Source organism: Acinetobacter sp. AG3 (assembly GCF_022343575.1).
Classification (GTDB): domain Bacteria; phylum Pseudomonadota; class Gammaproteobacteria; order Pseudomonadales; family Moraxellaceae; genus Acinetobacter; species Acinetobacter guillouiae.
In genome coordinates, this window is the sequence record NZ_JAKQZD010000001.1 from 2892959 (window position 1) to 2904872 (window position 11914).

Annotated in this window: 10 protein-coding genes; 9 read left to right on the forward strand and 1 reads right to left on the reverse strand. The window is 41.7% G+C overall.

The window, feature by feature from the left end:
- Positions 1-47: 47 nt before the first annotated feature.
- Positions 48-1304, forward strand: a complete 1257-nt coding sequence (locus tag L3V46_RS13505; RefSeq protein WP_034617964.1) for a GTPase — start codon at positions 48-50, stop codon at positions 1302-1304.
- Positions 1304-2866 carry a dynamin family protein gene (locus tag L3V46_RS13510; protein WP_239045979.1) on the forward strand — a complete coding sequence of 521 codons (1563 nt, stop codon included), beginning with the start codon at positions 1304-1306 and terminating at the stop codon, positions 2864-2866. Before L3V46_RS13505 ends, L3V46_RS13510 begins: the two co-directional genes overlap by 1 nt.
- Positions 2867-3059: 193 nt before the next feature.
- On the opposite strand, the gene catM is transcribed toward L3V46_RS13510, so the two are convergent.
- The gene (gene catM, locus L3V46_RS13515) at positions 3060-3977 is read right to left on the reverse strand and encodes a cis,cis-muconate-binding transcription regulator CatM (protein ID WP_004721564.1); all 918 of its coding nucleotides are present in this window, start codon (positions 3975-3977) and stop codon (positions 3060-3062) included.
- A gap of 118 nt (positions 3978-4095) precedes the next feature.
- Between catM and L3V46_RS13520 the strand changes: the two genes are divergently transcribed.
- The 7 genes from L3V46_RS13520 (at position 4096) to L3V46_RS13550 (ending at position 11908) form a co-directional block, all read left to right on the forward strand.
- Entirely contained in the window at positions 4096-5205 is a 1110-nt protein-coding gene (locus L3V46_RS13520) for a muconate/chloromuconate family cycloisomerase (protein WP_004721566.1), read from the forward strand.
- 14 nt (positions 5206-5219) lie between these two features.
- Positions 5220-5510 (forward strand): muconolactone Delta-isomerase, encoded by a 291-nt coding sequence (catC, locus tag L3V46_RS13525; protein ID WP_004820442.1) that lies wholly within the window; start codon positions 5220-5222, stop codon positions 5508-5510.
- A 136-nt stretch (positions 5511-5646) separates the two neighbouring features.
- A complete protein-coding gene (locus L3V46_RS13530; RefSeq protein WP_004721570.1) occupies positions 5647-6330 on the forward strand; it encodes a 3-oxoacid CoA-transferase subunit A in 684 nt (227 codons plus the stop codon).
- Between the two features lie 2 nt (positions 6331-6332).
- Positions 6333-6986 (forward strand): 3-oxoacid CoA-transferase subunit B, encoded by a 654-nt coding sequence (locus L3V46_RS13535; protein ID WP_004820437.1) that lies wholly within the window; start codon positions 6333-6335, stop codon positions 6984-6986.
- Positions 6987-7107: 121 nt separating this feature from the next.
- Positions 7108-8322: a 3-oxoadipyl-CoA thiolase gene (pcaF, locus tag L3V46_RS13540; RefSeq protein ID WP_239045980.1), complete on the forward strand. Its 1215-nt coding sequence runs from the start codon at positions 7108-7110 to the stop codon at positions 8320-8322.
- A gap of 10 nt (positions 8323-8332) precedes the next feature.
- On the forward strand, positions 8333-9130 hold the full coding sequence (pcaD, locus tag L3V46_RS13545) for a 3-oxoadipate enol-lactonase (RefSeq protein WP_239045981.1): 798 nt from the start codon (positions 8333-8335) through the stop codon (positions 9128-9130).
- Between the two features lie 288 nt (positions 9131-9418).
- Positions 9419-11908, forward strand: coding sequence for a penicillin acylase family protein (locus tag L3V46_RS13550; RefSeq protein ID WP_239045982.1), 2490 nt, complete (start codon positions 9419-9421; stop codon positions 11906-11908).
- Positions 11909-11914: the final 6 nt, after the last annotated feature.

Genomic DNA, 11914 nt, shown 5'->3' on the forward strand with positions numbered 1-11914 from the left:
GAGCTGTAACGGTTTAGCCTGATTTATTTTATGGAAAAGATATTTAGATGGATATTCATACTTTTGATGCAGCAAGCAATACTATTTTAGCCGTTGTACCTGAAGATGCGAAAGCTCTGGCTCGACTGCGTGCCATTCTACAGGCAGGTCAATTTCCGACGGTTACAGTGATTGGCAAATATAATCATGGTAAAAGCCGACTGTTAAATGAGCTTATTGGTCAAGATATTTTCTCAGTTGCGGATAAACGAGAAACGGTGGCCCTATCCGAACATCTGCAACATCAAATCCGCTGGTTAGATGCACCGGGTTTGGATGCTGATGTGGCGACAATCGATGATCAACTTGCTCAAGATGCGATGTGGAACAAAGCGGATATTCGCCTCATGGTGCATTCGGTACGTGAAGGTGAGTTTGATCCTTATGAATTACACTTATTCCAGCAATTCGAGCAAGATGCAAAGCAGACCCAACGTCAAAGCTTACTGCTGCTTACTCAAATTGACCAGATTCCAGATCAAGCCGTTTTAACACAGATTATTGATAGCATTCAAAATCAAGCACCAACTGCAACGATACGACCTGTATCAGCTACACGGCACCGTCAAGGTATCGAAAATTCCAAACCCGTACTGGTACAACGCAGTGGTATCCCCGAACTACAACACACACTTCATCGGATGCTTGAGCAAGTCCCCGCAATACGTCAATTTGAAAAAAAACAGATCATTGTTGATCTAAAAACGCGCTTATCCCACCACCTAGAAACCATTCAAAGCAACATTCAGCAACTTACAACAAGCTTACAGCAGCAACGCCAAAATTTTGAGCGTGATCTCAATCAAATATTAGATAAAGTGCGTCAAGATTTACAACCGGTCCTACAGATCTCTGGGCAGGATAATTCGCTAGAACCAGATTCTTTTGCCAATATGTATAAAGTAACCGCGGGCAAACGTGATCGTAACCGTATTCAAGTGGCTTATTCTCGTGCCTGTATCGAAATCAATAGCCATCTGGTGCGCTATGGTGTGGTGGGTTTACCTGATACGCAAAAAAGTAATGTACGCAGTCTAGATACGGTCATGGTTGCGGTGATGGGTGTCTCGGTCAAACTGCGTAAAGATCTCAATCTTATTTTTGTCGAAGAATCAGGTCGTCAGCGTTTACGTGGTGAATTTGCCCATTATTTTGAATTGTCTTCTGATCGAATGCAGTTGCAACAGCAATTACTTAATTTGCAGCAGCAACAGCAACTCATCATACAAGCCCAACAGGCATCAACCACTTTGGAGCAGGTATAATGACCGTCCATGATTCGCATGATTCGATTCAGACGCTGATTGCGAGCACCGAAGCTTTTGATCAGCAGGAACAGGACATCATCCTGCATTTAAATAAGATGCACACTTGGCATCAGCAACTGGCGATCAATCTCAATAAACAACGTATCAATCCCATTGGACTGACATCATATAGTCAGATTGCCCAAGACATCGCAGTACTCAATTCTCAGCTTGAAAGCTATCTCAGCCATTGGGAAACACAATTAGAAACCCTACATGCTGCACAATCCATCGCAGATCATTTTGACGATAAGATTATTTTGCTGATTTTCGGAAAATTCAATGCGGGTAAAAGTTCATTCTGTAATGTATTGGCAGAGTGTTTTCACAGACGCCAGCAAAGCGTTGAATATTTTTATCTCGACTCAGGTCAAATTATCCATAGTCAGGAGCGTTTTAAAGAAGGTGCCACAGAAACCACCACACGCTTACAAGGGGTTTGTTTAGCAAACAACCTCATTTTATTGGATACCCCAGGACTTCATTCCGTTACGCCAGAAAATGCAGCATTAACCCAACGCTTTATGGATAGTGCGGATGGTGTCCTTTGGCTCAGTAGTTCCTCCTCACCCGGTCAAGTCAAAGAATTAGCGGCTTTGGGGCAGGAATTACGCCGACATAAACCGTTATTGCCAGTGCTGACACGCAGTGATTATTTTGAAGAAGATGAAGTCGATGGCGACATTTGCCAGATTCTATGCAATAAAACCTCTGACCAACGTTATCTGCAAGAAACCGATGTTCAAACCCGTGCTATTGACCAACTGATCGCAATGCAAGTTGATCCTGTGCTGTTGCAATCGCCAATTTCAACCTCCTCTCAGATGTTAAAAAATGCGGATTTCAATGATCAGGCCATGCAAATGGCAGGTTTTAATCGTTTATTTGATGCACTTTTACATTTGATCCAACCTGCTCTGGCTTATAAACAGCGTAAACCTGCGGAAGCATTGTTACATCATTTACAAGAACAAATTCTAACGCCTTTACAACTTGAGGTTGTGCCACAACTGCATCAATTACAGCAGCAGCTAAGCAATGCTATGAGCGCTTTGCTGCAACATAAACAGCAGATCATTACGCAAACATGGCGCAGTATGATTGCAACCCTGCCAAGCTTATTAGAGCAACATGCCGAGCAGCAAGCGGTGGATGAATTGTATAGTGCACTGACCCAACAGGCTCAACAGCTTCTATCACAACATATTGCAAATACTTTATCGGATTATCAACTGCAATATGCCCCTCTCAGTCCGTTACAGTTTGCTAAGCATCTGGCGTATGAAGTGATTCATGCTGATGATGCAACTGAGATCTTGGCCATTGGCCATGACCGTTTATATACTGAGATCTCACATAGTTTATGGCAAAAGCTTGATCTATATAGCGATGAAGTTACTGCACAATGCCAAGAACTGCTGAGCAATCTTCAAGAGCAAATTGCCATCATCCAGCAAGGCTTAATCAATGACGAACAGGAACTGCAATACATTGCGAATTCATTAAGAATGCAAGGATAAACACCGATAATGTCATTTTAAAATCAATATGTTAAAATCATGGTTTCAAATCATTAACTCAATAGGTCTCATTCATAAATCAAAAAATGATCATATTGAGTGAATTAGATTGGTATTAAAAGTCCCTTCTCCCATTGGGAGAAGGCGAGGATGAGGGGATTTTAGGTTGATCTCAGCGCAGACATATACTCGATTAATCCCCATCGAGTTGAAGTGGAATCCCTTCTTCTTCAAAGACTTGTCGAATACATTCTAAAATCTTAGGCAAATAAGGACTTTGATCCATATTTCTCACGGCTAATGAAATAGGACTATAGGCCTCTATATCCAAAATCGGAATATAGACCAGATTTTTCATGCCTATTTCACTGGCGCTTTCAGGAATAATGCATATCCCTTCCCCTGACGACACCAAACCCAAAGCCATATGGATTTCTCGAACTTCAACCATATCTTTCGGTACCAAGCCTAATTCGGTAAAAATGGATTGAATCAAGGTTGAGAAATTGGGCTTCTGTGTGGCTGGATAAGAAAAAATAGGTTCATTGATAATTTGCGATAAATAAATACCTTTATCGATATAACTGGTTAAATGATGATTTTTATGCGCGGCTAATTTTAATTTCTCTTTGTACAATAAAATGCGCTTAATCGATGGATCACTAATTCTTAAACGACCAAAGCCTAAATCTATTTTACCGAGTTTGAGTGCTTCGATTTGATCCTTGGTACTGTGCTCAATCAGCTCAACCTGAATGTCAGGGTTATTTTGACGAAATAAATAAATTACCTGAGGCAGTAATGCATACAGCAATGAACTGACATAACCAATACGGACAATTGTATTCATTGAACTAATACGCTTCGCCATAGAGGTGGCTTGCGCAGTATGAGTCAAAATTTGTACCGCATGTTGGTAAAAGAATTGCCCTGCTTCTGTTGTTCTTACTGGACGTGTGCCACGCTCAAATAAAAGAATACCGAGTTCTTCTTCTAACTTTTGAATCTGACGGCTCAATGGCGGTTGAGCAATACATAATTTTTCTGCAGCTTTGGTAATACTCTGCTCTTCAACCACTGTAACGAAATAACGAAGATATCTTAATTCCATCTCTCTAAATCCCTTTTATATACCTTTTAAGTATCTAAAAATACCAAAATCGGCCTAGTTAAAGATATTACATTAAATTAGGGTATATAAATAGATTAATACTTAAGAAATAACCACGATGTACAAGTCCATAGAAACGCTGTTAATCGAAATTCCAACGATACGTCCTCACAAGATGGCCGTTGCGACAATGCAAACCCAAACCTTGGTCCTGATTAAAGTCACGACTGAAGATGGTTTAATTGGCTGGGGTGAAGCGACCACAATTGGCGGTTTAGGTTATGGCGAAGAAAGTCCTGAAAGTGTAAAGACCAATATCGAAACCTATTTTGCGCCATTGTTAAAAACACTGTCTGGTGCCAATATTGCCCAAACAATGCAAGTGATCCATCGTAATATCAACGGTAATCGTTTTGCGAAATGTGCTGTTCAAACTGCATTATTAGATATTCAAGCACAACGTTTAGGTCAACCCCTGAGTGAAATTTTAGGCGGTCGCTTACGTGACAGTATTCCTGTGCTTTGGGTTTTGGCGTCGGGCAATACCGAAAAAGACATTGCCGAAGCAGAAAAAATGATTGCGTTAAAACGTCACAATGTCTTTAAGTTAAAAATCGGTTCACGTCCTGTTGAACAAGATGTTGAGCATGTATTGGCAATCAAAAAAGCCTTGGGCGCAGACATCTCAATTCGTGTAGACGTTAACCGTGCGTGGTCTGAACTGAATGCAATTAAAGGGATTCAAATGCTTCAAGATGGTGGCGTTGACCTGATTGAACAGCCTTGTGCAATACATAATATTGATGCTATGCAACGTCTTAGCCGTAAGTTTGATATCGCGATCATGGCAGATGAGTCGTTAACAGGTCCGCAAAGTGCTTATAACTTGGCAAAAACCAATGCAGCCTCAGTTTTTGCGGTAAAAGTTGCGCAATCTGGTGGTCTGATTGAAGCATGCGAAGTTGGCAAAATCGCCAATCTGGCAGGTATTGATCTTTATGGTGGCACTATGCTTGAAGGTCCTGTTGGAACAATTGCCTCAGCACATGCCTTCTCTACATTTAGTAATCTCGCAGCGGGAACTGAATTATTTGGCCCACTGTTGCTGACCGAAGAGATTTTAAAAACACCGCTTCAATATGGCAATTTTGAGCTCAAAATTCCAACTGGTCCGGGCCTCGGCATTGAACTAGATGAAGACAAAATCGACAACCTACGTCGTCAATAATTCAAGGAGCTGACATGCTTTTCCAAGTACGAATGGATGTACACATCCCCCTCGATATGCCCGTCGAAAAAGCCAATGAAATTAAAGCAATTGAAAAGGCTTATTCACAAGATTTACAACGTCAAGGGAAATGGCGTCATATCTGGCGTATTACAGGCCAATACTCAAACACCAGTATTTTTGATGTAGAGAGCAATGAAGAACTCCACAATATTTTACAGGGATTGCCTTTATATCCTTATATGAATATCGAAGTGACGGCCTTAAACCGTCATCCGTCTTCAATTCGAGAAGATGACCATTAAGCAGCGGGTGTAAATTCATTGACCAAATAACTGTGAGATAAGTTCTTTCTCACAGTTTTTTAAGTTTCTATACATGTCTATCTTTGCTAATGCGGTATGTATAGAAATTTAAAAACATGGATAAAAGGTTCGTCTTATGATTGATAAAAGTAAGCTCTCGTTGTCTGAGGTTCTGTCACACATCAAAGATGGTGCAACCATTATGATTGGTGGCTTTGGAACAGCAGGACAGCCCGCAGAGCTGATTGATGGGCTGATTGAACTTGGCGTTAAAGATCTGGTGATTGTCAATAACAATGCAGGCAATGGCGATTACGGTCTGGCTAAACTGCTTAAATCGGGTGCAGTCCGTAAAATCATTTGTTCTTTCCCACGTCAGTCTGATTCTTGGGTATTTGACGAACTCTATCATGCGGGCAAGATCGAACTGGAACTGGTTCCTCAAGGCAATCTCGCGTGTCGTATTCAAGCTGCTGGGATGGGTTTAGGTGCAGTGTTTACCCCAACAGGTTTTGGCACCTTATTGGCAGATGGCAAAGAAACCCGTCATATTGATGGCAAAGACTACGTGCTTGAATATCCAATTAAAGCAGACTTTGCACTGATTAAAGCACATCAAGGCGACCGTTGGGGCAACTTGGTTTATAACAAATCAGCACGTAACTTTGGTCCAATTATGGCGATGGCTGCAGATGTCACCATTGCACAGGTTTCTGAGGTGGTTGAATTAGGTCAGCTAGATCCTGAACACATTATTACCCCAGGGATTTTTGTTCAGCATGTGGTTGCAGTTGATGCAGCCAATGGTAATGGAGAATAACAATGAGCTACCAAAAACTAAGCCGTGACCAAATTGCTGAACGTGTTGCCCAAGATATTCCCGATGGTGCTTATGTCAATTTAGGCATTGGTTTACCGACCAAGATTTCAAAATATTTGCCAACAGACAAAGATGTCTTTCTACATTCTGAAAATGGTTTATTGGCTTTTGGTCCTCCACCCGCCAAAGGTGAAGAAGATCCTGAGTTGATTAATGCAGGCAAAGAATATGTGACTATGCTAACAGGTGGCTCATTTTTCCATCATGGTGATTCCTTTGCCATGATGCGTGGTGGACATCTGGATATTGCTGTATTGGGTGCATTCCAAGTGGCAGCCAATGGTGATCTTGCCAATTGGCATACCGGTGCGCCAGATGCGATTCCTGCGGTGGGTGGTGCAATGGATTTGGCTGTAGGGGCCAAGAAAGTCTTTATCACCACAGATCATGTGACCAAGCAAGGTGAACCTAAGATTGTTGAAGAACTAAGCTATCCCGTGACAGGTAAGCATTGTGTTGATCGTATTTATACTGACTTATGCGTAATTGATGTGACCGCAGAGGGTTTAAAAGTGCTTGAAAAAGTTGCAGGTTTGAGCTTTGAAGAGTTACAGGCTTTGACGGGTGCTCAATTGATTGATGCGACACAGGGATAATAAATCCCTCCCTACCTCCCTTTAAGAAAGGGAGGGGTTCTTCTCTTTCATTAAGATAAGAAAGAAAGTCCCCCTTTGAAAAAGGGGGATATAGGGGGATTCAATATAAAAGGAAAGACACATGAAAAACGCTTACATCATAGATGCTATCCGTACCCCATTTGGTCGTTATGCCGGTGGTCTTGCACCAGTCCGTGCAGATGACCTCGGTGCTATTCCAATTCAAGCATTGATACAACGTAATCCAACGGTAGATTGGCAGCAAGTTGATGATGTGATTTATGGCTGTGCTAATCAGGCTGGTGAAGACAATCGTAATGTTGGGCGTATGTCAGCATTATTGGCGGGTGTGCCATACCAAGTGCCAGCAACCACTGTGAACCGTCTATGTGGTTCATCACTGGATGCGATTGCCATGGCAGCTCGTGCCATTAAAGCCAATGAAGCAGATTTAATCATTGCCGGTGGCGTAGAAAGCATGAGCCGTGCGCCCTATGTGATGGGTAAGTCGGACAGTGCTTTTGGACGCAGTCAAAAGATTGAAGACACCACCATGGGCTGGCGCTTTATCAACCCAAAACTCAAAGAATTGTATGGTGTGGACAGCATGCCACAAACCGCTGAAAACGTGGCAGAACAATTCAATATTAACCGTGCGGATCAAGATCAGTTTGCGCTGAATAGCCAACAACGTACTGCGGCAGCACAAGCTCAAGGCTTTTTCCAAAATGAGATTGTGCCTGTCACTATTCCACAGCGTAAAGGCGATGCTGTGCTTGTGGATACAGATGAACATCCACGTGCATCAACCACTTTAGCTGCACTGACAAAACTTAAAGGTGTGGTCAAAGCTGATGGTACGGTCACGGCGGGAAATGCGTCTGGGATTAATGATGGTGCAGCAGCATTATTGATCGCCTCAGATGAAGCCGTAGAAAAATACCAATTAAAACCACGTGGCAAAATTATTGCAGCAACTACTGTAGGTGTTGAGCCACGAATTATGGGCTTTGCGCCAGCGCCTGCGATTAAGAAACTGCTTAAACAAGCCGATCTTAGTTTAGCGCAAATGGATGTGATTGAGCTAAATGAAGCTTTTGCCGCCCAAGCTTTGGCCGTAACCCGTGATTTAGGTTTGGCAGATGATGATGCACGTGTCAATCCTAATGGTGGTGCGATTGCTTTAGGTCATCCTTTAGGCGCATCAGGTGCCAGACTGGTGACCACAGCCTTAAATCAACTTGAACAAATCAAGGGTGAATATGCCTTATGTTCAATGTGTATTGGGGTGGGACAAGGTATCGCACTCATTATTCAACGTGTTGATCAAAATTAAGGAACGAGCAATGCCAACTTTTCAATCAGCGGATGCACAAATTAATTATCAAAGTTTTGGAAACCCTAACTCCCCTGCACTGGTCTTTTCAAATTCCTTAGGGACCAACTATGGCATGTGGCAAAAGCAGTTCAATTATTTTAAAGAACGTTTTTTTGTCATTTGCTATGACACCCGTGGACATGGTTCTTCATCTGCGCCACAAGGTCCTTATACCTTGCCCCAATTGGCTGAAGATGTGATTCGATTACTGGATCATTTAAATATTGAAAAAGCCAGTTTCTGTGGCATTTCTATGGGGGGGTTAACAGGTCAATGGTTAGCCATCCATTATCCACAACGATTTAATGCTGTTGTTATCAGTAATACCGCAGCAAAAATTGGACAAGAACAAGCATGGCTAGATCGTGCCCAACTTGTCCGAGAACAAGGTTTAACCAACATCGCAGCAACCGCTGCATCACGTTGGTTTACAGATCCCTTTATCCAAAGTCATCCTGCAATTGTCAATAATCTGTGTAACGACTTAAGTGCTGGCAGCGCAATAGGTTATGCCAATTGTTGTGAGGCTTTGGCTAAAGCGGATGTCCGCAATCAACTCAAAGATATCACGATTCCAGTTTTGGTCATTGCAGGGACGCAAGACCCTGTAACTACAGTCGCAGATGGGCAATTTATGCAACAGCACATTCCAGAATCCCAACTTGTGGAAATTCAAGCATCGCATATTTCAAATATTGAATGTCCTGAAGCTTTCAATGCTGTACTTGAAAAATTTCTCTCAGCAATTTTTGCGACTGAACTTTGACACTTTATCTTTGACACTTAATTTTTGAAGCAGCATAAAGGGATAGAACATATCCCTTTATTTTTTGGCATTTCACCAAGACTTGATAAAGCATATTTAAAATAAAATGTTGAGATAAAATTAAGTGTATTTATTTAAAAGTATAAATATATACCCACAAAGTAATAGAAAATTACATATAAAAATAACAATCATTTTATTTAATCAGGACCTGCATATCGATAAATCTGTTGTTTTTAGAAAACATCTAAAAGCATTTCTTTCCCAACACTCTATTTCTCAACAATAATGAAAAGGATATTTCAATTGAAAAAAAGCCCCTCAAATAATCAACTGAGCGATAAACACCACTTAATCAAATTAGGTGTTTTAAGTTGTTTATTGCTTGCAGGATGTAGTTCATCCTCTCGTTTAGAATCAAACCCAGTGCAAAAACAGGTCACGATTCAACGTGACAATTTTGGCACACCGCATGTCTATGCCAAGGATACTTATGGTCTTTTTTATGGTTATGCCTATGCAGTCGCAACTGATCGTTTATTTCAAATGGAAATGTCAAAACGTACAGGTTTAGGCACTGTTGCTGAAGTGCTCGGTCCTGACTATCTACAGTATGATATTGCAACCCATAGTCGTTTTAATCCTGAACAGATTAAACAACAAATTGCCCGACTTTCTCCTGAAGATCGTGCCATTTTCGATGGCTATGCCGCTGGTTTTAATAAGCGTGTCCAAGAGGTCTTAGCCAATCCAGAGCTGATGCCTAAAGAGTTTGTTGATTACGATTTTAAACCATCAACATGGCAGCCAGAAGATATCGCAATGGTCTGGGTCGGCTTAATTCTCAATCGGTTTTTTTCAGCCAGTTCAGAAGTTTCAAACTTAGATTTACTGACTCAACTACAAAAAGAAAAAGGTCCAGAAACAGGATTAAAAGTTTATCAGCAATTACGTTGGCTAGATGATCCGAGCGCTCCCACAATTATTCAATCTAAAGTAAAACCACAAGTTTCAGCACATCAGCAACACATGTTAAAAGGTATAGCGCCTATCTCAAACCAAGCAGCCAAAAACTATTTAGCTCAAGCGCGTATTGCATTGGGTAAAAGTGTGGTTGATGGCGTCCCTACAGCCAGTAATGCTTGGGTGGTCAAAGGAGATAAAACGGTAGAAGGCCAAACGGTTTTATATAATGGGCCTCAACAAGGCTGGTACACGCCTGCAATTACTTATGCGGTTGGGTTACATGGTGCTGGCTATAATCTCACTGGGATTACCCCTGTCGGTCTACCTGCAATTCTATTTGGAACCAATGGAAAAATTGCTTGGGGTTCAACTGTCGGTTCGCTTGATACCAATGACGTCTATCAACTTAGCTTAAATCCGAGCAATCCAAAACAGTACCGTTATCAAGGCAGTTATATTCCCTTTGAACATCAACAGATCAAGATTAAAGTCCGTAATCAACCAGACCACGTTTTAGATGTGTATCAAAGTAAACAAGGCTTTGTCAGCACATGGGATGAAAAAAATCATACCGCCTATGCACAAAAACGTAGCTGGGAAGGTGTAGAGATTGAAACTTTATTGGGCTGGGCCAATGCAGCAAAAGCGAGCAACTGGCAAGAATTCCTAGATCAAGCCAAACGTGTCGCGGCTTCGATTACATGGTTTTATGCCGATACCCAAAATAATATTGGTGTCGCTGCATTGGGTCGTTTACCGATCCGCCCTGAAAACCAGCATATTCAACTGCCTGCTCAAGGTGATGGCTCAATGGAATGGCAGGGTTTCTATGATTTCTCAGATAATCCCAAAGCCTATAACCCTGAAAAAGGCTATATTAGCAGTTGGAACAATAAAGCTTATGCGGATTTACGTTCCGATTCCTCCAACTTCTCTCATGTTGACCGTGTCAATGAACTGATTGAACCCCTAGAAAGTAAAGCAAAATTAAGCCAACAAGACATTTGGGATATCAATAAAATGGGCGCTTGGTCGGATCTGAATGCGCGTTATTTTATTCCCTATATGGTCAAAGCTGCGCAAAGCCCGAACGCATCACCTTTAGCAAAGAAAATCGCACCGATATTGGCGAGTTGGGACTTCAAACTTCGTCCTGACAGTGAGGCTAAATTCTATCAAGGCGCAGCACCTGTCATTATGCGTACATGGCTCAATCAAATGATTGAATTGGTGCTTAAACCAAATCTATCCGAAAATATTTATGCACGTTACACAGATACCCTTTACCCAGTAAATAATGACCCACGGAGTACACAACCTGCCAATGCATCCAAACTAATCTGGAATGCACTGCAAGGCAAACAAGCCAGCGTTGTTCAAACCGTTGATTTCTTAAAAGGACAATCAGCAGATGATGTGGTGTTAACTGCCTTAGAAAACACCTTAATTCAGCTTTCAAAACAATATCATTCAGACCAACCCAATGATTGGAAAATTCCTGTTGCCACAATGGGATTCTCCAACAAAAACTCAGTGGGTATTCCATGGGCTGATCAGGCACATCAACAACAGCTGAGCACCTATGGGAATACAGGGAGTGCAACCTTTAGAGTGGTACTTAATCCCAATCAAGTCAGCATGTGTTCAATTCTTGCACCTGGTCAAAGTGGATTTATTCATCGCAATGGAAAGACTGATCCACACTTTGCCGATCAGCTGCCATTATTTGAGAACTATCAATGTAAGGATGATGCGGTAAGCCAAAAGCAAATTGATCAAGCAACACAGCAAAGTATGACTTTAACCTATTAATTTTTA